At 64.1% G+C, this 20,656-nt stretch carries 21 protein-coding genes; 2 read left to right on the top strand and 19 right to left on the bottom strand.

What is annotated here, in order from left to right; translation table 11 throughout:
- Nucleotides 1-258: 258 nt before the first annotated feature.
- From apbC to HOP51_RS13910, 3 genes are all read right to left on the bottom strand, one after another.
- Entirely contained in the window at nt 259-1,062 is an 804-nt protein-coding gene (gene apbC, locus HOP51_RS13920; protein WP_234274601.1) for an iron-sulfur cluster carrier protein ApbC, read from the bottom strand.
- A 199-nt stretch (nt 1,063-1,261) separates the two neighbouring features.
- On the bottom strand, nt 1,262-2,275 hold the full coding sequence (locus tag HOP51_RS13915; protein ID WP_234274503.1) for a coiled-coil domain-containing protein: 1,014 nt from the start codon (nt 2,273-2,275) through the stop codon (nt 1,262-1,264).
- 145 nt (nt 2,276-2,420) lie between these two features.
- Nucleotides 2,421-3,014, bottom strand: a complete 594-nt coding sequence (locus HOP51_RS13910) for a hypothetical protein (RefSeq protein WP_234274502.1) — start codon at nt 3,012-3,014, stop codon at nt 2,421-2,423.
- Nucleotides 3,015-3,124: 110 nt separating this feature from the next.
- Between HOP51_RS13910 and HOP51_RS13905 the strand changes: the two genes are divergently transcribed.
- On the top strand, nt 3,125-4,198 hold the full coding sequence (locus HOP51_RS13905; protein ID WP_234274501.1) for a serine hydrolase domain-containing protein: 1,074 nt from the start codon (nt 3,125-3,127) through the stop codon (nt 4,196-4,198).
- Nucleotides 4,199-4,524: 326 nt separating this feature from the next.
- Nucleotides 4,525-5,448, top strand: a complete 924-nt coding sequence (locus tag HOP51_RS13900; RefSeq protein ID WP_234274500.1) for a YihY/virulence factor BrkB family protein — start codon at nt 4,525-4,527, stop codon at nt 5,446-5,448.
- Nucleotides 5,449-5,469: 21 nt separating this feature from the next.
- Here the strand turns inward: HOP51_RS13900 and HOP51_RS13895 are convergent, their stop codons facing one another.
- The 16 genes from HOP51_RS13895 to HOP51_RS13820 all read right to left on the bottom strand — a co-directional run bounded on the left by HOP51_RS13895 (nt 5,470) and on the right by HOP51_RS13820 (nt 20,632).
- Nucleotides 5,470-5,697: a lipopolysaccharide assembly protein LapA domain-containing protein gene (locus tag HOP51_RS13895; protein ID WP_234274499.1), complete on the bottom strand. Its 228-nt coding sequence runs from the start codon at nt 5,695-5,697 to the stop codon at nt 5,470-5,472.
- Between the two features lie 166 nt (nt 5,698-5,863).
- A complete protein-coding gene (locus HOP51_RS13890) occupies nt 5,864-6,466 on the bottom strand; it encodes a HupE/UreJ family protein (RefSeq protein WP_234274498.1) in 603 nt (200 codons plus the stop codon).
- A gap of 34 nt (nt 6,467-6,500) precedes the next feature.
- On the bottom strand, nt 6,501-7,160 hold the full coding sequence (gene ureG / locus HOP51_RS13885; RefSeq protein ID WP_234274497.1) for an urease accessory protein UreG: 660 nt from the start codon (nt 7,158-7,160) through the stop codon (nt 6,501-6,503).
- A gap of 115 nt (nt 7,161-7,275) precedes the next feature.
- Entirely contained in the window at nt 7,276-8,004 is a 729-nt protein-coding gene (locus HOP51_RS13880; protein WP_234274600.1) for an urease accessory protein UreF, read from the bottom strand.
- Nucleotides 7,982-8,512, bottom strand: a complete 531-nt coding sequence (gene ureE / locus HOP51_RS13875) for an urease accessory protein UreE (RefSeq protein WP_234274496.1) — start codon at nt 8,510-8,512, stop codon at nt 7,982-7,984. Before ureE ends, HOP51_RS13880 begins: the two co-directional genes overlap by 23 nt.
- Before the next feature lie 161 nt (nt 8,513-8,673).
- Nucleotides 8,674-10,389: an urease subunit alpha gene (gene ureC / locus HOP51_RS13870; protein ID WP_234274495.1), complete on the bottom strand. Its 1,716-nt coding sequence runs from the start codon at nt 10,387-10,389 to the stop codon at nt 8,674-8,676.
- A complete protein-coding gene (locus HOP51_RS13865) occupies nt 10,386-10,754 on the bottom strand; it encodes an urease subunit beta (protein WP_234274494.1) in 369 nt (122 codons plus the stop codon). Before HOP51_RS13865 ends, ureC begins: the two co-directional genes overlap by 4 nt.
- 149 nt (nt 10,755-10,903) lie before the next feature.
- The gene (gene ureA, locus HOP51_RS13860; protein WP_234274493.1) at nt 10,904-11,206 is read right to left on the bottom strand and encodes an urease subunit gamma; all 303 of its coding nucleotides are present in this window, start codon (nt 11,204-11,206) and stop codon (nt 10,904-10,906) included.
- 18 nt (nt 11,207-11,224) lie between these two features.
- Complete coding sequence (locus HOP51_RS13855) at nt 11,225-12,124, bottom strand: urease accessory protein UreD (protein WP_407061805.1); 900 nt, start codon at nt 12,122-12,124, stop codon at nt 11,225-11,227.
- A 266-nt stretch (nt 12,125-12,390) separates the two neighbouring features.
- Nucleotides 12,391-13,089 carry an urea ABC transporter ATP-binding subunit UrtE gene (urtE, locus tag HOP51_RS13850; protein ID WP_149327259.1) on the bottom strand — a complete coding sequence of 233 codons (699 nt, stop codon included), beginning with the start codon at nt 13,087-13,089 and terminating at the stop codon, nt 12,391-12,393.
- Complete coding sequence (gene urtD, locus HOP51_RS13845) at nt 13,089-13,928, bottom strand: urea ABC transporter ATP-binding protein UrtD (RefSeq protein WP_234274492.1); 840 nt, start codon at nt 13,926-13,928, stop codon at nt 13,089-13,091. The genes urtE and urtD overlap by 1 nt, the downstream gene beginning before the upstream one ends.
- Nucleotides 13,925-15,064: an urea ABC transporter permease subunit UrtC gene (gene urtC / locus HOP51_RS13840; RefSeq protein WP_234274491.1), complete on the bottom strand. Its 1,140-nt coding sequence runs from the start codon at nt 15,062-15,064 to the stop codon at nt 13,925-13,927. The genes urtD and urtC overlap by 4 nt, the downstream gene beginning before the upstream one ends.
- A 3-nt stretch (nt 15,065-15,067) precedes the next feature.
- Entirely contained in the window at nt 15,068-16,696 is a 1,629-nt protein-coding gene (urtB, locus tag HOP51_RS13835) for an urea ABC transporter permease subunit UrtB (RefSeq protein WP_407061810.1), read from the bottom strand.
- A gap of 175 nt (nt 16,697-16,871) precedes the next feature.
- Complete coding sequence (gene urtA / locus HOP51_RS13830) at nt 16,872-18,197, bottom strand: urea ABC transporter substrate-binding protein (RefSeq protein WP_234274598.1); 1,326 nt, start codon at nt 18,195-18,197, stop codon at nt 16,872-16,874.
- A 410-nt stretch (nt 18,198-18,607) separates the two neighbouring features.
- The gene (locus HOP51_RS13825) at nt 18,608-20,110 is read right to left on the bottom strand and encodes a tripartite tricarboxylate transporter permease (protein ID WP_234274489.1); all 1,503 of its coding nucleotides are present in this window, start codon (nt 20,108-20,110) and stop codon (nt 18,608-18,610) included.
- Nucleotides 20,111-20,128: 18 nt separating this feature from the next.
- Nucleotides 20,129-20,632, bottom strand: coding sequence for a tripartite tricarboxylate transporter TctB family protein (locus tag HOP51_RS13820; protein WP_234274488.1), 504 nt, complete (start codon nt 20,630-20,632; stop codon nt 20,129-20,131).
- Between the last annotated feature and the right edge of the window lie 24 nt (nt 20,633-20,656).

Here is a 20,656-nt window from a genome sequence, read left to right as displayed (position 1 = left end):
GGCTTTGGCTGAAAAGTCGGCGAGCGAAGGCCAGGGCTAGGCCCGTTCCCTACGGGCCAACGCACTTCCCACATCCATGTGGGTTGCAAGGCAAAAGTCAGCGAAAAGACGAAGTTTACGTGTTGTAAATGAGTACTTTGAGCTGATTTTTAACGCCGTATGGCCAAGCGCAGCCAGTTTTCGGATATAGCCTAGGGCCGCTATCATAACGGCCCCAGGTACACTCGTCACGGCCCGTCGCCAACGGGCCGAACGCCGTCAGTCGCTGAAGGAAATACTTGGCCCCTCATCCGTCGACTGCTCCTCGAGCGCCTTGGCAATCTGCCGCGCCATGTCGCGGAAGGTATGGGTCACCTCCCCCTCCGGCTCGGCAACCACCGTGGGCCGGCCACCGTCGACCTGTTCGCGGATCGACAGTGCCAGCGGCAACCTGCCGAGCACGCGCGTATCGTACTCTCCGGCAATACGCTCGCCGCCCCCTTCGCCGAAGATCGGTTCGGCGTGACCGCACTGGGAACACACGTGCAGGCTCATATTCTCCACGACACCCAGCACCGGCACGTTCACCTTGCGGAACATCTCGATGCCCTTGCGCGCGTCGAGCAGGGCAATGTCCTGCGGCGTGGTGACGATGACGGCGCCATCCACCGGCACCTTCTGCGCCAAGGTCAACTGGATGTCACCGGTGCCCGGCGGCATGTCGATGAACAACACGTCGAGATCCTGCCATGACGTCTGGGTCAACAACTGCTGGAAGGCTCCCGCGACCATCGGACCACGCCACACCATGGGTTCCCGCGTATCGACCATGAACGCCATCGACATGGCCTGCGCGCCGTGAGTTTCCAACGGACGAAAGCGATTCTCGCCAGCCTGCTGGGGCCGCACCCCTTCCGGCACGCCCAGCATCTGGGCCTGACTGGGGCCATGGATGTCGGCGTCGAGAATGCCGACTCGATAGCCCTCGGCCACCATGGCCAGCGCCAGGTTGACGGTAACGGTGGACTTGCCGACTCCCCCCTTACCGGATGCCACGGCCACGATATGCTTGACCCCTTCGATCACGATTGACTCCTCGTATGGTTGGTGTGGCTAAAGCGCCATCGCTCTGTCTCGACGCCAGTATAACGCGCCACTGCCAGCGCATGGGCACGCCTGAACGCTCATGGCGAGCCATATCCCGCCACCACGTCTACCCACCCGGTCAACTGCGCTCACTGGCGCCCTCGGCCTCGCTGGCGGCCTCATCCTGACCTTGCGGCTACTGGCCCTGCTCGGTCGATTCGGTACGCAGCTCGAGTTCGGCCAGCGCATCGCGCCATTGCGCCAGTTGTTCCTCGAGCTGCTGTAGCTGCTGCTGGCGCCGCTCGGCCTGAGCTTCCACTTCCTCGAGCTGGCTACGGCCCGAATCGATTTCCTGGTTCACCTCGTTGCGTTCCTGGCGAATCGATTCAAGCTCGGATGTGGCGGCGTCACGCTCATCGCGGATTTCACCCACCTCGGCCTCGATCTCATCCCGCCAGGCTTCCAGTGCCTCGATGTCGTTCTCCAGTGCCCCCAAGGTCTGCTCACGCTCTTCGATCGCCGCATTGAGCGTACCCAGCCGCTCCTGGGCAACCTCAGCATCTTCTCGCATCTGGCCCAGCTCGTTGGAAATCTGCTCGAGTTCAGCCTCCGCCTGCTGGCGTGCCTCTTCGGCTTGCTGACGCTCTTCCTCAGCGGCCTGACGTGTCGCCTCCGCCTCCTGGCGGGCATTCTCGGCATCCTGGCGGGCTGCTTCGGCATCGGCTCGCGCTTCATCCACCGCCTGGTAGTCATCGCGCAGGGCAGCGAGGCTATTTTCCATTTCGGCCTGCTCGTTGCGGCGGGCCTCGAGATCGCTTTCCAGCGAGTTCTGCTGTTCCTGCAACTCTGCGAGGCGGTTTTCCGCCTCCGAGGCTTCGGCCTCGAGCCGCTCGATCTCACCCCGGACAGCCTGCTGTTCCTCGTCAAGGGTCGCCTCCACCGACTGTCGCTCCTCTTCGAGCTCAGCCAGCCTCGCCTGAAGCGTCTCGATATCCTCGCCCGCCTGGTTGCGCTGGTTGAGTTCGCCGATCAATTCCTGATGCTCGCCCTCGAGTGCCGTCAACTGTTCTTCGAGCGCGGCACTGCGCTCCCGATAATCGCTGGCATTGTTGTGTGCAAATATCGCCCAGACGATGGCGAGCAGGGCAATGGCCACCAGCACCAAAACTCGCCTGTCCTTGTAGAGTGGGCTCTCGGCTGTCTCCGGCATGGGCTAGACCCTCCTGTTGGTCCTTTCAGTATTCTCGTACCGCTCCTTCCTCAGCATACATAGCGATACCCTGGGGTAAAAGGAAGCAACCGCCCCTTGGCCAACTGCGCACACTCGGGCTGAGAAAGAGCGGAACCATGCCGACTCAGGACTCATCGACACGCCAATTGGAAAACCACGGTGAACCCTGGACTTCGACTTCCAGGGCACGCAACCAGCGCGCAACGACCAGGTTCGACTGATGGGCGGCAGAATATCCTCGCGGATAGGGAACGAATTCCAGTCCGAACTCCTCACTCGCCACCGGCTCGACTTCGGCCCGTTCGAAATGCCCATCGAGGTGCCGTTGCAATGCCTGTACCCGGCTCGCCTCGGCCTGGAACGGGTAGACCTCGGCCACTCCCTCGGGCGCCAGCCGGTGGAACTGGTAGGGCGATTCGATCTCGGGGTGGATGCCACGTCCCAGCCCCGCTTCGGTAGGCCACAGCATGGCCGCAGCGCCGGCCGGAAAATTCCGGCGCCCCTCGACGTACCAGCGCCACTCACCATAGCTGTAGCGCACCACCCCACCCTCTGCGTGCGGCAGCACCAGGCTCGAGTGACGGCCATGATCGAGCAGGTAGATATCGACGGGATGGGCCAGCGACTGCGGCTCGGGCGGCATGACACGGCCGACACAACCGGTCAGCAGCAGCAGTAACAGCCCTACCCCAAGCCAACGCAGCAGGAGTGGACACATCGTTGCAGCCCCTCATTGACGATAAGTGAGTAAAAGCCCGACGAGGACTCCCGGAACCTCCGGCAGCCTGGCGTTCTCGAACAGAGGAACATTTCCACACGAGAGCGAGCATGTCGATTAGCCTAGCTGCCCTGGCGCATCCTCTTCATCTTTGGCGATGCCTGCTCATGCCGGCGCTCGCGCTGTGCCTGTGCCTACTCGGCCCATTCCCGCCACTGGCCCAGGCCCAGGCACAGGGAGCAGCGCAGGAGAGCGTCAGCGAGCGAGCGCTGGCGCGGCTAGTAGAGCGGGCGAGCGAAGTTTCCCGGCTACACGCCATCGTGGTCGCCGAGCAGGGCGAGATCGTTCTGGATCACCGCCTGGCAGGTCCCGCCACCGACCAGCCAGTCAACATCAAATCGCTGTCCAAGACCGTGCTGGCGGCACTGGCCGGAGCCGCCATCGAGGCGGAAGTGATCGAGGGCGTCGACCAGCCCATCGTGGAGCTGCTCGGCTCGCGAATTCCCGCCGATGCCGATCCACGCATCGACCAGATCACCGTGGAACATCTGCTGACCCTGCAGGCAGGGCTCGAGCGAACCTCGGGACGCAACTACGGTGCCTGGGTCGCAAGCAGCGACTGGATTGCCGATGCTCTGAGCCGCCCCTTCGTTGCTCGCCCCGGAGACGAGATGCTCTACTCTACCGGCAGTTCCCACCTGCTCTCCGCCGCCCTTACCGAAGCGAGTGGTGAAAGCACCCTGGCGCTGGCTCGGCGCCTGCTTGGCGCCCCCCTTGGTATCACCATTCCACCTTGGCCGCAGGACCCGCAGGGCATCTTTTTCGGCGGTAACGACATGGCCCTTTCTCCCCTGGCCCTGATACGCCTCGGCGAACTCTACCGCCTCGATGGTGTAATCGATGGAGTGCGCGTACTGCCGGAAGCGTGGGTGGAGGCTTCCTGGCAACCGCATGGCACCTCACGCTGGACAGGCGACAACTACGGATATGGCTGGTTCATCACCACGCTGGCTGGGGAGCGCGTCTACTATGGACGCGGCTTCGGTGGTCAGGGGCTCTATGTGATCCCTGCTCGCGAATTGACGGTGGCCATTACCGCCGACCCTACGCCCAGCTCGGACGGCGCCCGTTTCAATCAGGAGCGCCTGCACGCACTGATCGAGACGCTGCTGGAAGAACACTGATGAACGACATGCCATGACCGGCATGCTGCCGGCCATGGCCTGTGCCTAGCGCTTGTCAGGCATCCGCCAGGGGCTTAACGCAGTCCCAGCATCGACAGGATGAAAAGCACCACAACGATCAGGCCAATGATGTAGATGATATTGCGCATACAGCTCTCCTTGCTGTCCGGTTGGAAGAGTCGAGAGGTAGCTATCGGCTACCGTCAGCCCCAGTGTAGCGGACCTCCACGAAGCATCCAGCGAAGCGGCCAGGCTTGTGGCCTTCGGTGTACGCTAATACCTTAACGAACAGGATTCCCAGTTCGGCACAAGGAGCGACACTCGTCATGTCTCGAGATCACAGGTCGCAGCGTGTCATGTTCGTCCTGATTCCTCGCGTTGGTGCCTTCCTGTGGCGAGTCCTGGTCGCCTTCCTGCGCAACCGCGGCATCCTGCTGGCAGGGGGTGTCGGCTACAATATCCTACTTTCCATCGTGCCACTCTTCGCCCTGCTCGCCGTACTGCTGACGCGGGTCGTGGACGAAGCCGTGCTGCTCGAGGTCCTCAGCGTCCAGTTGACTCACTTGGCTCCCGCCCACGCCGAGGGCCTGCTGGAAGCGGTGCGTACCCTGCTGGAATCGCGCGATGTGATCGGGCTGTTCGGCATTCTGATGCTGCTGGTGTTCAGTTCCTTCGTCTTTCGCATGCTGGAAGACGCCCTGGCGATCATCTTCCACACGCCGGAAGCCCAACCCAAGCGCCGAATTTGGGTCTCGGTACTGCTCCCCTACTTGTTCATGCTGGTGCTGGGAGCCGGCCTGGCCGCCCTCACCCTGATGGTGACCCTGGCCGAGGCGATCGGTACCCTATGGCGAGTGGTCGCCGGGCGCGACATGCCCTTGGCCGGCCTCTCCGATCCCCTGCTCAACCTGTTCAGCTTCCTCGGTGTCTTCCTGCTCTTCAGCGCCATCTACAAAGTCCTTCCCGTGGTCAAGATCGCCTTGAAAAGAGCCTTGGTGGGCGGCTTCGTCGCCGCCCTGCTATGGGAAGGGGTCCGCTTCCTGCTGATGTTCTACTTTCTCAACGTCTCGCTGGTCAACGTGGTCTACGGCTCACTCGCCACGCTGATCGTGGTGCTGCTGACCCTGGAAGTAGGGGCCGTGATCCTGCTGCTCGGCGCCCAGGTCATCGCCGAACTCGAATACAACGCCCGCCGCGGCCTACCGTGGTATATCGATCCACGACGAGAGGCGGTCACGCATGTGGACTGAGGCGAGCCCCCCCATGTCCCCTCAATACCGGGAGCTGTGCTTTCTATCGCTCCGTAACCGGCGTATGAACGTCAACAGCGCCTTGCCGCTGACCATGCCAAGCACGTAGATGACGAGCAGCAACAACGCCAGCGGCATGCGTGTTCCCCATGCCAGGAAGCGCACCTCGACCAGGACGATATTCTGCAAGAAGAGAATCGCGACCAGCAGGGTGATGACGATCTTGATCGCCAGCAGTAGCGTATCCATGCACCCTCCTTTACCTTTCTGCTCATTCAAACTGGGCGGTCGCACGTTTCCTGTCAACTTGAGTCAAGGTCGAACCGCCCTGGCCAACAATGACACGCCCGACCGAAGTCGGGCATGTAGGACATCAGGGAGGAGAGACGTTGCGGGACTTCAACTCGGCGCGCGATCAGCCGAAGGCAAACAGTGCCCCCACTACCGCGATCGCCACGCCCAAAGCCCGCAGGAAACGGTTCTCCCGCTGCATGAGAAACCCACCGGCCAGGCGGCCCACATAGGTAATCGCCAGCGTGGCCAGCGTGAAACCGGCCAGGTACGCCAGCATGGAGGCACCATGGGGCATCTCGCTGCCGTGGGCATGGCCGTGGAACAGCATGAACAGTATCACCACACCGGCGCCCACTGCGGTCGGCACCTTGACCAGTGCGGCAATCAATACACCCGCCAGCAGCACCGACATGGCGATGCCGAACTCCACGCCCGGCAGTGCCAGCCCGCCCCAGGCCAGCCCGGCTCCCAGCAGCATGCCACCGGCGGCAAGCAGTGGCGCCGCCAGGCTGAAAGCGCGACTCTGGCGCAAGCTCCACAGACCGACGGCCAGCATCGCCAGCAGGTGATCGAGCCCCAGCAACGGATGCGCCAGGCCGTCGGCAAAGCCGCTGCCGTGGACATGGTCGTGGCCCGGGTGGCCAACGGCCATGCCCGCGACCAGCAGCATGAGGGGGGCATTGGCCAGTGCCAGGCACGCGGCAGAGGTATGACGTTTCTTCATGGTGGTGATCTCCTTGTCGATAAGGAAAACGGGATTAGGCCCGGGCGTTGACCGGCTGGGCCTGGGGACGACGCTCCGGCGGCCGGCGCTCCGGCAACATGCCGCGCTCGAGAATGAAGCGGATGATCTCTTCGAGACCCACGCCGTCGTAGAGGTTGGTGAAGACGAACGGACGCTCGCTGCGCATCTTTCGGGAATCGCGCTCCATCACCTCCAGCGAGGCGTGAACCTGCTCGGCGATGTCGATCTTATTGATGATCAGCAGGTCCGACTTGGTGATACCGGGCCCGCCCTTGCGCGGGATCTTGTCACCGGCGGAGACGTCGATCACGTAGAGCGTGAGGTCGGAGAGCTCGGGGCTGAAGGTAGCCGAGAGGTTGTCGCCGCCCGACTCCACCAGCACCAGCTCCAGGTTGGGATGTCGCCCCTGCAGCTCATCGATGGCGGCAAGGTTCATCGAGGCGTCTTCGCGGATCGCCGTGTGCGGGCAGCCACCGGTCTCCACGCCCAGGATGCGGTCGGCCGGCAGCGCCTCGTGACGCAGCAGGAAATCGGCATCCTCACGGGTGTAGATATCGTTGGTGACCACAGCAATGTCGTAGTGGTCGCGCAGCGCCAGGCAGAGCTGCTTGAGCAGCGCCGTCTTGCCGGAGCCCACCGGGCCGCCGACGCCGACGCGTAGGCAATGTGTCATCGTCTTGCTCCTTTCATGAATTCGACGTTCGGAAAGTCACGAGAAGGAAGACGTCGCTTCGCGACTCGAAGAGGGAGGAAAACTCATGCCCTGCCTTCCCTCTTCCCTCTTCCTACTAGCTTCTAAACAATCGCGAGTACTGCGTTTCGTGCAGTGCACTGGCCAATGCCAGGCCGGGCAGTGCCGGGCCGAGTTCGTCGTCTTCCAGCGCGCATGCCTTATCCGCCGCCGCGACCAACGCCGGGCGCAGCCGTTCGATCAGTCGCTGGGCGGCGGTATGCCCCAGCGGCAGCGCCTTGCAGGCCACCGCCAACTGGTTCTCGAGCCAAGCCCAGGCGAAGCCGAGCATAGCCTGGCGCGGTGCGACGCCGCGTACCTGGGCGGCCCAGGCGAACACGGTCACGTAGCCCGCCCCCTCCGGCAGCGCAGGGGCCTCAGTGGCAAAATCGGAAGGCAGCAGCTCCAGGCTACCAAGCAACCGGGCCAGCGACGCGCCCAGGCGTGAGTCTTCCGCCGCCAGCTCGGCGGTCTCGCGGTTGGCGGCGAGCCAGCGGTCCCACTGCGCCACGGCCGTGCCATCGCCCACTGCCCAGGCGCGATGCAGACGCATCAATACCGGCAGCTCGCAGCGTGCCAGGCCATCGTCGAGCACACCGGCAAGCCATTCGCCCAGGCTCACTTCGTCATCCACCCAGCCCAGCTCGAAGGCACTCTCGAGCCCCTGCGAAAAGGCAAAGGCGCCGATCGGCAGCGCCGGGCTGACCAGTTGCAGCAACCCCAGCAGGGCCAGGTCGTCGCCCTGCGCCATCCCCTGAACCGCCTCAATGGGCATGGTGATGGCCATGGCCGTGGTGACTGTGATCGTGGCCGTGCTCATGGTCATGATCGTGGTCATGCGCACGTGAATGGCCGAGCGGGTTGTAGGCGCCCGGCTCGGGATCGAAGGGAGCCTCATGCCGTTCCAGGCTTGCGCCCAACAACTCGGCCAGCTCTTCCAGCACGTGGTCCGGCGGGAAGCGCACGTAACCACCCCGCCCGTCCTCGCCCAGGGCCAGTTGTACGTGGCGATTGCCCAGGTGGTAGGCAAGCCGCGCCAGTGGCAGGCCCGCTGCCACACGCGCCGTGACCACCGGCTCGGCAGCGGCCCTGACCCGCACGATCTCGCCGCCCTCGGCGCGCAGACCCTCGCCGTCGCGCAGCACCGGCCCGCGGTCGAGGAACAGGCCCAGCTCGCGGCCAGCGTCGCTCACCGCTTTGAGCCGTCCGCGAATGCGCAGCTCATAGGGCAGCGTGAGGGTGTCACTAGCCTGGCGCCCCTCGATGGGTCCCAGGCGTTCGATCAGTTTCAGCATGGCTATTGCCTCGGTGAAGTTGTCCGCGGCAGATCCGGCGGCAGGCCTTCGCGAGGGCGCTGTAAATACTTCCCTGTACGCTACTTTTGCCATCCATGGCAAAAGACCCTCGCTCCTGCCTACCCCCGGCGCCGCTTGCCTTGCTCGTCGTAGCCCGAATCTCAGAAAAGGTGGTAGCGCTGCGCCAATGGCAGCTCGGTGGCCGGCTCACAGGTCAGCAGCTCACCGTCACAGCGCACCTCGTAGGTCTGCGGATCGACGCTGAGCTCGGGGCAGGCATCGTTGAGCTTCATGTCGCCCTTGCGCACCCCACGCACGCTCTTGCATACCGCCAGCCCGCTTTGCAGGCCCAGCCGCTCCTTGATGCCGGCGTCCAGCGCCGCCTGGCTGACGAAGGTCAACCGCGACAGGCTCGCCGCACGGCCGAAGGCACCGAACATGGGGCGGTAATGCACCGGCTGCGGCGTGGGAATCGAGGCGTTGGGGTCGCCCATGGGTGCCGCCGCGATCATGCCTGCCTTGAGAATCAGCGCCGGCTTGACGCCGAAGAAGGCCGGGCTCCACAGCACCAGGTCGGCCAGCTTGCCGACCTCGATGGAACCCACCTCATGACCGATACCGTGGGTGATCGCCGGGTTGATGGTGTACTTGGCGATGTAGCGCCGGGCACGGAAGTTGTCGGCGCCAAGCGCTTCATCCTCCGGCAGCAGACCACGCTGCACCTTCATCTTGTGCGCGGTCTGCCAGGTGCGGCACACCACCTCGCCGACCCTCCCCATGGCCTGGGAGTCCGAGGCAATCATCGAGATCACCCCCAGGTCCTGCAGGATGTCCTCGGCGGCAATGGTCTCGCGGCGGATGCGCGAATCAGCGAAGGCCACGTCCTCCGGAATGTTGGGATCGAGGTGGTGGCACACCATCAGCATGTCGAGGTGCTCGTCGATGGTGTTCACCGTGTAGGGCCGGGTCGGGTTGGTCGAAGACGGCAGCACGTAGGGCTTGGAACAAGCAATTAGAATGTCCGGCGCGTGACCGCCACCGGCACCCTCGGTGTGATAGGTATGGATGCCGCGCTCCTTGAAGGCGGCCAGGGTGTCCTCGACGAAGCCCGACTCGTTGAGCGTGTCGGTATGGATGGCGATCTGTACGTCGTACTTTTCGGCCACGCTCAGACATGTGTCGATGGAAGCCGGCGTGGTGCCCCAGTCCTCGTGCAGCTTGAGACCGATGGCGCCGGCTTCGATCTGCGCCTCCAAGGCGTCGGGCAGGCTGGCATTACCCTTTCCCAGCAGGCCGATATTCATCGGCAGTTCGTCCACCGCCTGTAGCATCCTGCCGATGTGCCAGGCGCCCGGCGTGCAGGTGGTGGCATTGGAGCCGGTGGCTGGCCCCGTGCCGCCGCCGAGCATGGTGGTGATGCCGCTCATCAGCGCCTCTTCCACCTGCTGCGGGCAAATGAAGTGAATGTGCGCGTCGATACCGCCGGCGGTGAGGATCTTGCCCTCGCCGGCGATGATCTCGGTGCCGGGGCCGATGACGATGTCGACGTCGGGCTGGGTGTCGGGATTGCCCGCCTTGCCGATGGCTGCGATACGACCGGCCTGGATACCGACATCCGCCTTGACGATACCCCACCAGTCGAGGATCAAGGCGTTGGTGATCACGGTATCCATCACCGTATCGTCGAGGCGCTGGCTCTGGCCCATGCCGTCGCGGATCACCTTGCCGCCGCCGAACTTCACCTCATCACCGTAATGGGTCGCGTCGCGCTCGACTTCGATCCACAGCTCGGTGTCGCCCAGGCGCACCCGGTCGCCCTCCGTAGGACCGTACATGTCGGCATAGGCCTGCCGGCTGATCTTGTTAGGCGTGGTCATAACGGTTCCCCATTCGCTGCGTCTCCGGATGACGATTTGCGCGCGGCAGCGGGCGCGCTGGAGAGCGGACCCATCACCTCACCACGAAAGCCGTAGATATGGCGCGTGCCGGCAAAAGGAATCAGCGTGACGTCTCGCGTCTGACCCGGCTCGAAGCGAATCGCCGTGCCCGCCGCTACGTCCAGGCGAAAGCCGCGTGCCTTGGCGCGGTCGAAGACGAGGGCCGGATTGGTCTCGGCGAAGTGGTAGTGGGAGCCGACCTGAATCGGCCGGTCGCCGGTATTGGCCACCTCGACCGTGATCCGCTCGCGCCCGGCGCAGAGCTCGATCTCGCCGACTTTCAACCGATATTCACCAGGAATCATGACGCCTCCTTAACAACGTTGCGGAAATGAGCGAGCGACGGCCAGACAAGGCGAACAGAGGCGAGCCAGCGGAGTTGACTGGGTGCTCAATGAGCATGGCGAGCCGATGTTCAACGCGGTATGGCCGAGCGCAGCCATTTCGACCTCCGCTAGACGATGGGTGTGTGGACGGTGACCAGCTTCGTGCCGTCGGGGAAGGTGGCCTCCACCTGAACTTCGTGCACCATCTCGGCCACCCCCTCCATCACGTCGTCTCGCGAGAGGATCTCGCGGCCGTAGCTCATCAACTCGGCCACGCTGCGACCGTCTCTCGCGCCTTCCATGATCTCGAAGCTGATCAGCGCCACCGCCTCCGGGTAGTTGAGCCTGAGGCCGCGAGCCCGGCGTCGCTCGGCCAGTTGGGCGGCCGAGAACAGCAGCAGCTTGTCCTTGTCTCTCGGGGTCAGTTCCATGCGAGCCTCCTGGAATCGTCAGGTGAACCAGATACGGGGGGGATGGGAAGGAGAATCGATCAGCAGCGGCCTGAGACAGGCCCAGGCCTGCTGGCAAAGATCCCAGGCCTCGTTACGCTCATGCCCGAGATAGCGCAGCAACAATACGCCATGGCGCACGGTCACCGCCCAGCGCGGGCTCGGCGTTATTGCGTCACGCAGTGCCTCGACGGCCAGGGCTTCATCGTCGAGGCCCACGGCCCAGAGGGTGGCCTGCACGCTGACGCCACCCTGCCCCCAGCGACCGGCGAAGCGCGGGTGTGCCGGGTCGAGCGGCTGGCGCTCCAGCCACAGCGGCGTGCCATCTCTCAACAGCCGAAAGCGCTGCTCGATTCGGCCCGACACGTAGGGCAGCCGGCTCGCCGGTCGGCCCAGCGCCAGCACCTCCCAGCCCAGGCAACGCGCATCGTCGGCCAATTCGATGGCCGTGTGCTGTTCACCGCACGAGCCATCGAAGGCGATGGTCTCCTGGGGCAGCCACTCGAGCACTCCGCCCGACGCCACCTCCAGCTCGGTGCGCTGGGACCAGGCCACACCATGGCTGTCGGCACGATAGAGCTTGTTGGCCGCAGGCGTCGTCACCAGCGCACGAGCACCCGATTCGACCTGAACCGAGACGTGCAACACATCGCCGCTGACCAGCCCTCCGGGTGGATGCAGCAGGTAGACATGGCACGAGCCCTCACGCCCCTCGGGATAGAAAGGCCGCTGCACCCGCAGCGGGCCCTGATGACGAGCCCGTACCAGGCGGGTGGCCCCCTGGCGCCGGTCGAAGCCGAGTTCCAGCGACGCCACCCAGCGACGGCCGGCATCGAAGCGGTGACCGGAGGCGCAGGGCGGCAGCAGTGTCTTGGCGTCGAAACGAGCCGTCATTGGCATCGGCCTTCTGCAACAGGGTTCGGCCTCTCCGTCGAGGCTTTGCCCTATTCATGGCAACCGCTGTACCAGAACGGTGAAATGCAGAAAAAACGAATATATTTCATTGAGTTATTTTGTATACAGTCACACTTGCAAGGGTCAGCTTCGCACCAGATTAGCGCACGAAAGCCCGCGCGGCGCACAGTTTCTGCGCATGAGCGCTTGATGATTCTCTTGACCACGGCCCAGAACGGTGCAGGAGCGAATTCCTCACCTTGGCAGAACGGCTATACCGTCAGGTGTTCCTTGATCAGAGCATCGGACAGCTCGCCGATCGCACCCTTGGCCACCGGCCGGCCGCGATCCATGATCGCGAAGCGATCGGCATACTTGCGCGCAAAGGGCAGCTTCTGCTCCACCAGCAGCACGGTCAGTCCGTCTTCGGCGATCAGCTTGCGGATCACCTCGCCAATCAGGGTAACGATATTGGGCTGGATGCCCTCCCCCGGCTCGTCGAGAATCAGCAGGCGTGGCTCGATCACCAGCGCCCGACCGATAGCCAACTGCTGTTGCTGGCCACCCGAGAGATCACCGCCCCGACGGTGCTTCATCTCCTCGAGCACCGGGAAGAGTTCAAAGATGCGCTCCGGAATGGTGCGCCGACCGTCCCCCCGGGCCGCCAGGCCGGTGCGCAGGTTCTCCTCCACGGTCAACAGCGGAAAGATCTGCCGCCCCTGGGGCACATAGCCGATCCCCAGCCGCGAGCGATCCTCCACCCGCCGTTTGGTCAGCTCCACATCGTCGGCATAGCGGATGCTGCCGGAGGCCACCGCCACCTCACCCATGATCGCCTTCATCAGGGTGGTCTTGCCCACCCCGTTGCGTCCCATCACGCAGGTGCACTGACCCGCCGGCACGCTCAGGTCGAGGTCCCATAGGGTGTGGCTCTCGCCATAGAACTGATTGAGCTTGTCGATTTCGAGCATCAGACCGCCTCCTCCTCGGCTTCGGCGCCCAGGTAGACCTCGACCACCCGCGGGTCGCTCGACACCTGGTCCATACTGCCCTCGGCCAGCACGCCCCCCTGATGCAGCACCGTCACCTTGCGCGCGATGGAACGCACGAAGCCCATGTCGTGCTCCACCACGACGACCGACTGCTTGCCGGCAAGCCCGGTCAGCAGCTCGGCAGTACGCTCCATCTCCTGCTCGGTCATCCCCGCCACCGGCTCGTCTACCAACAGCAGCCGTGGTCGTTGCATCAGCAGCATGCCGATCTCCAGCCACTGCTTCTGGCCGTGGGAGAGAATGCCCGCCCGGCGCCCGCGCAGCTCGGCCAGGCCGATGGTCAGCAGCACCTCGTCGATGCGGTCGCGAATCTCGCCGTTCATGCGTGCCGTAAGCGTGGGCAGGATGCGTTTGTCGGCGGCCATCGCCAGTTCCAGGTTCTCGAATACCGTGAGCGCCTCGAACACCGTGGGCTTCTGGAACTTGCGGCCAATGCCGAGGCTAGCGATCTGCGGCTCGTTCATGGTCAGCAGGTCGTGGCGACTGCCGAACCACACCTTGCCGCTATCGGGCTGGGTCTTGCCGGTGATGATGTCCATCATGGTGGTCTTGCCGGCGCCGTTGGGTCCGATGATGCAGCGCAGCTCGCCGTCGTCGATGGTCAGGTTCAGGTCGTTGATCGCCTTGAATCCGTCGAAGCTGACCGTGACGTCTTCGAGGTAGAGAATCGGCCCGTGGCGCACGTCGACCGGCGATTCGACGGGGACCAGGAAATCGAAGACCCGATCGCGGCTAGCCAGGGAACGCAGAAAGCTCATGCCGCAGCCTCCTTGGCGGAAAGCGAAGCGTCACTGTCACCACGGCGGCGCAGCCGCAGCGCCAGCAGCCCTGCCACGCCACGCGGCAGAAACACCGTGACCAGCACGAACAGTCCGCCCAGGGCGAACAGCCAGGCGTCGGGCATCACGCCGGTGAACACCGTCTTGGCGTAGTTGACCAGGATCGCCCCGATCACCGCGCCGTAGAGGGTCGCACGACCGCCCAGCGCCACCCACAGCACGATCTCGATGGAGAACAGCGGCGAGAACTCGCTGGGGTTGATGATGCCTACCTGAGGCACGTAGAGCGCCCCGGCCAGGCCCGCCAGCATGGCCGAGACCACGAACACGAACAGCTGAAAGCGCTCGACCCGGTAGCCGAGGAAACGCGTGCGCGCCTCGGCGTCGCGGGTCGCCACGCACACCCGGCCCAGCTTGCTGGTGACGATGGCACGGCACAACACATAGCCCAGCGCCAGCGCCACGCCGGTGGCCAGGAACAATCCCAGCCGGGTATCGCTACTGCGCAGGTTGAAGCCGAGGATCTCGCGGAAGTCGGTCAGTCCATTGTTGCCGCCAAAGCCCATCTCGTTGCGGAAGAAGGCCAGCATCAGAGCAAAGGTCAACGCCTGGGTGATGATCGATAGGTAAACCCCGGTGACCCGTGAGCGAAACGCCAGGAAACCGAACATCAGCGCCAACGCTCCCGGTATCAACAACACCATCAGGAAGGCGAACCCGGCCATGTCGAAGCCATGCCAGTACCACGGCAGGCTGTCCCAGTTGAGGAACACCATGAAGTCAGGCAGCACCGGGTGGCCATAAACGCCACGGTCACCGATCTGGCGCATCAGGTACATGCCCATGGCATAGCCGCCCAGGGCGAAGAAGGCGCCATGGCCCAGGCTGAGGATACCGAGATAGCCCCACACCAGGTCTACCGCCACCGCCAGCAGGGCGTAGCTCAGATACTTGCCGAACAAGTTAACGGTATAAGCACTGACGTAGAGCGGATGCCCCGCCGGCACGGCCACGTGCAGTAGCGTCACCAGGGCCATCGTCGCCAGCAGCACACCGAGGAAGATCAGCGTCGAGCGTTCGCCGAACGGCCTCATCAGCCACGATCTCGATTGCATGGATCAGCCCTCCGCCGCCCGGCCCTTCTGCGGGAAGAGTCCGCGGGGGCGCTTTTGAATGAACAGGATGATGAACACCAGCACGATGATCTTGGCCATCACGGCACCGGCCCAGGGTTCCAGCACCTGGTTGATGACGCCGAGCGACAGCCCTGCCACCAGAGTACCCCACAGGTTCCCCACCCCACCGAAAACCACCACCATGAAGGAGTCGATGATGTAGTTCTGGCCCAGGTTGGGACCCACGTTGGTGAGCTGGCTGAGCGCCACGCCGGCCAGCCCTGCCACCCCGGAGCCCAAGGCGAAGGTCAGGATGTCGACCCGCGTGGCGCGGATGCCCATCGAGCGCGCCATGGCGCGGTTTTGAGTCACCGCCCGCACCTCCAGGCCGAGCCGGGTGCGACGCATGATCAACATCAACGCGGCAAACACCACCAGGGCGAAGCCGAGCACCACCATCCGGTTGAGCGTGAGAGAAAGCGCATCGTTGATGGCGATGGAACCGCTCATCCACTGCGGCGTGACGACGGTGCGGTTGAGCGGCGAAATGACGGTGCGCACCAGTTGCTGCAGGATCAGGCTGATGCCGAAGGTGGCCAAGAGCGTTTCCAGCGGCCGTCCCTTCAGGAACTGGATGACGCCGCGCTCGATGGCAATACCTGCCAATGCCGCAACCAGGAAGCCGGTGGGAATCGCCAGGATCAAGGCCAGCCCCGGCTGGCCCGGCAGCAACTGCTGCATGGCCCAAGTGGTATAGGCGCCGAGCATGATCAGCTCGCCGTGGGCCATGTTGATCACGCCCATCACGCCGAAGGTAATGGCCAGACCGATGGCGGCGAGTACCAGCACCGAGCCCAGAGACAGGCCGAAGTAGAGCGTCTCGACCGCACGGTTGACCTTGAGCTTCTGCTCGATGCCGCTCAAGGCGCTCCTGGCCTCCTCGACCAGCGTGGGTTCTTCACCCGCCGCGGCGCGGCTTTCTATCGCGCCCGACGCCGCGCGAGCAAGCGCCACCCGCACGCGAGGGTGCAGGCTGCCGCGTAGATCGTCTATTGCCTCGACCTCGCCCTGCTCCAGGCGGTAGATGGCGAGTGCCTGGAGCAGCCGCTCTTTCACTCGCGCATCCGGCTCCGCCTCGATCACCTCGGCCAGGGAGCCGGCCAAGTCGCCGTCGACCTCGCCCAGCAACCGCTCGGCGGAAGCGCGGCGCAACCCGGCATCGGCGGCATAGAGATCGACCACGGCGATGGCGCTGCGCAGTTGGTTGCGCCGCGCGTTGTTGATGCCGATGCGGTCCAGGTCGCGGCGCGACATCTCGCCCAGGGCCTCTCCGGTCAGGGCGTCCTCGACCGGCCATTGGCGGCCCGAGTTGTCGAGCACCACCACGAAGCGGCCATCGTCGGTGCGCTGCAAACGACCATCGAGCAAGGCCTGGAGCCAGCCCCGTGCGCGAGGATCGTCGCTGCGCACGATGGCCTCGATGGCTTCGCCCTTGGCGGCAAACGACGACACGTCCAGCGCCGCGAGAAGCGCCTGTGCCATTGTATCGTCGGACCTTTCGGCGTCCTGCGCGGATGCGGGAGCAGCCAACGTAAGACCAAGTGCGAGCGTGAGGGCAAGGACGAGAACCATCAGCCACGAACCCCTCGTTGCGGCATGCATGGGCTCGCTGTCTTCGACGGCGCTGCCGGCCCTCGCCCCGGTCGCCACTGGCCAGGCCACAGGGGGATATCTCATCGGAGCGTTCCTCGGAATCGGTGAAGAAGGCGTGCTCCCCCGCTGCCGGGCAGCGAGGGCCATGCAGGGCTTACTCGGCGAGCACCGCTTCGGCCTCTTCGGCAGCGGTGCTCCCGCCGCAGCGGCCGCTGGCCACGTTGAAGTTGCCGCACTCCATGGGCTTGCGCCAGTCAGCGATCAGGTCACGCGAGCCCGGCAGGTAGTCGGACCAGGCGTCGCCGGCCACGGTGGAGGGCGTCTGCCAGACGATGTCGAACTGACCGTTGTCCTGTACCTCGCCGATCAGCACCGGTTTGGTGATGTGGTGGTTGGGCATCATCGCCGCATAGCCGCCGGTCAGGTTGGGCACGGTCACGCCGATGATGGCCTCCTTGATCGCATCGACGTCGGTGGTACCGGCCTTGCGCACCGCCTCGGCCCACATGTTGAAACCGATGTAGTGCGCCTCCATGGGATCGTTGGTCACCGCCTCCTCGTCGCCGGTATAGTCGATCCAGGCGTCGATGAAGTCGTAGTTGGCGTCGGTGTCCACGCTCATGAAGTAGTTCCAGGCGGCCAGGTGACCCACCAGCGGGCCAGTATCGATGCCGGAGAGTTCCTGCTCACCTACCGAGAAGGCGATGACCGGAATGTCGGCGGCGTCGATGCCCTGGTTGGCCAGTTCGCGATAGAACGGTACGTTGGCGTCGCCGTTGATGGTGGAGACCACCGCGGTCTTCTTGCCCTCGCTGCCGAAGCGGCGCACCTCGGCGACGATGTTCTGCCAGTCGGAGTGACCGAACGGCGTGTAGTTGATCATGATGTCCTCGTCGGCGATGCCATGCTCCTCCTTGAGGAAGGCTTCGAGGATACGGTTGGTGGTACGCGGGTAGACGTAATCGGTGCCGAGCAGCGCAAAGCGTTCCACGCCCACCTCGTTGAGCAGGTATTCCACCGCCGGGATGGCCTGCTGGTTGGGCGCCGCCCCGGTGTAGAAGACATTCTCCGAGGACTCTTCGCCCTCGTACTGCACTGGATAGAACAGCAAGCCATTGAGTTCCTCGAACACTGGCAGCACGGCCTTGCGCGAGACCGAGGTCCAGTTGCCGAACACCACGTCCACTTCGTGCTGCTCGAGCAGCTCACGGGCACGCTCGGCGAACAGCGGCCAGTTGGAGGCCGGGTCGACCACCACCGCCTCGAGCTGACGACCCAACAGGCCGCCCTGCTCGTTCTGCTGTTCGATCAGCATCTCGACGGTGTCCTTGAGGGTCGATTCACTGATCGCCATGGTGCCGGAGAGCGAGTGCAGGATGCCCACCTTGATGGGCTCTTCCTGGGCCAGTGCCTGACCGACAGCGCCGTAGGACGCTACCGCCAGCAGGGCTGCGGCCACAGCACAGGACGGGGATGACATGATGCGAACGGGGAAAGGCATGTTGCGACGGGAAGCGTTCACTCGAACCTCCTTGCGCCCTCCTGGGGGAGAGACTTGTTGTGAAGTTCATGCACGGCCGACACCGGCCGCACAGCGCTAGGCCCCAAGCCATTGCAAGGCCTGCGCCATCATGCGGCAAAACCCTTGGAAGGCTTACATTACATACAGTTACGTGAAGCTATTCGAGCCAGAACTCACCCCATAGCACCGCAGGCGTGCACAGGCCAGGTGAACCTTTGCGCCGACAACGTCCGCCTGCACCACGAACACGCACCAAGCAAGTGCGCCTCACCCAACGCAAGCAGGGACGTCGATCTCTCGACGCCCCTGCAGGGAAAGGTGCTGCTACTTCTAGTCTGTGGCCGAGCTACTAGGAAGCGGCTGAGCTGCTAGGAAGCGGCTGGACTGCGCATCTTGGTCAGGCCCCGCTTGGCCAGCGGCAACAGCAGCGACAACGCCGCGATGATCAGCAGCCACATGGAGATCGGCTTGTCGATGAAGGTCGACCAATCACCGCCGGAGATCTGCAGGGCGCGACGCATCGACTCTTCCATGATAGCGCCGAGAATCAGGCCCAGAATCAGCGGCGCGGTGGGGAAACCGAACAGGCGCATGCCAAGTCCCAGCAGACCGAAGCCAAGCAGCAACAGCAGGTCGAAGATACTGAAGCTCATGCCATAGACGCCAACCATGCAGAAGATCAGGATCAGCGACAGCAGCATCGGCTTCGGCATGTCGAGAATCTTGGCGATCAACGGGATCAACGGCAGGTTGAGAACCAGCAGGAAGATGTTGCCGATGTACATACTGGCGATCACGCCCCAGAACACGTCCGGGCGATTCTCGAGCATCATCGGCCCCGGCGAGACGCCCATGATCAGTAGCGCGCCAAGCAGCACCGCGGTAGTGCCCGACCCCGGCACGCCCAGCGTCAGCAGCGGCACGAAGGAGCCGGTACAGGCCGCGTTGTTGGCCGCCTCCGGTGCCGCCACGCCCTTGATGTTGCCCTTGCCGAAGGTGTGACCGTCCTTCGCCAGACGCTTCTCCATGCTGTAGCCGAGAAACGAACCGATGGTGGCACCGGCACCCGGCAGTACGCCGGTGAAGAAGCCGAGCACCGAACTACGTGCGATGGGAGGCGCGATCTGGCTCACTTCGCTACGCGACAGCTTGAGCGAACCGATGGCGTTACGTGGCGCCTCCTTGCCGCCGCCGCCGCGCAGCAGGATGTAGAACACCTCGGCCAGAGCGAAGATACCCAGCGCTACCACCAGGAAGTCGATACCGTCCAACAGGTGCGCGCTACCGAAGGTATAGCGCTCGGTACCAGTCTGCAGATCGATGCCCATGATCGAGATCATCACCCCGAGTACTGCGGCGATCAGGCCCTTCACCAGCGACTTGTCGGACAGCGACACCACCGCCGTCAGGCCCAGTACCATCAGCGAGAAGTACTCGGCCGGACCGAAGCTGACGGCCACCTTGCCCAGCAGCGGCGCCACCAGCATCAAGAACACGATGGAAACGGTACCGCCGATGAACGAGGCATAGGCGGCGATGGCCAGGGCCTTGCCCGCCATGCCCTGCTTGGCCATCGGATAACCGTCGAAGGAGGTGGCCACGGTTCCCGCCACACCCGGCGCGTTGAGCAGGATCGACGAGGTCGAGCCGCCGAAGATCGCGCCATAGTAGACTCCCGCCATCAGGATCAGGCCCGAGGAAGGCTCCATGGCGAACGTGATGGGGATCATCAGCGCCAGTGCGCTGATTGGCCCGAGCCCCGGCAGCATGCCGATGATCGTGCCGGCAAATACGCCAAAGAAGACATAGGCGATGTTCATCGGCTCCAGCGCGATGCCGAAGCCGTACATCAGATTGTTCAAGGACTCCATGGAAGTCTCTCCAGCCAATCAGAATGGCAGCAGGCCGGTGGGCAGGTAGACGCCCATGGCACGGGTGAGAGTCAGGTAGAGCGTCAACACTACGCCCAGCGATACCACCAGGTTGATCGCATGGCGGCGGTAGCCGAAGTACCAGCTCAGGCCGAAGCCCAACAGGGTGGAAGCCAGCACGAAACCGAACGGTACCAGCAGCAGCGCGTAGGCCACGATGGCCAGCGAAGTCACGACGACGCGCGACCAAGGGCTCAGCAGCAACGATCGGGCAGTGTCTTCCCGAGCCGCTTGTGCCGCCGCATCCGCTTCCTCGTCGCCACTGACCACTTCGGCCGGACGCTCCAGGAACAGCAAGGCAGCCAATGCAAGCAGAGTGAACCCCAGCACCTTGGGAAAGAGATCGGAGTCCACCGGACGGGGCAAGGGGAACGAGGGGATCTGCCACGCCATCCACAGGTAGGCGGCGGCAAACACGGCGATGATGAGTGCCAGCCACTGGTTGGTATTGAATCGTGTCATGGGGAAAACCTCGAGCCGAATGGC

The organism is Billgrantia zhangzhouensis, assembly GCF_021404465.1.
GTDB lineage: Bacteria > Pseudomonadota > Gammaproteobacteria > Pseudomonadales > Halomonadaceae > Halomonas > Halomonas zhangzhouensis.
Note: the sequence above shows the minus strand (reverse complement) of the source record. Positions and strands in the feature narration are given on the sequence as shown.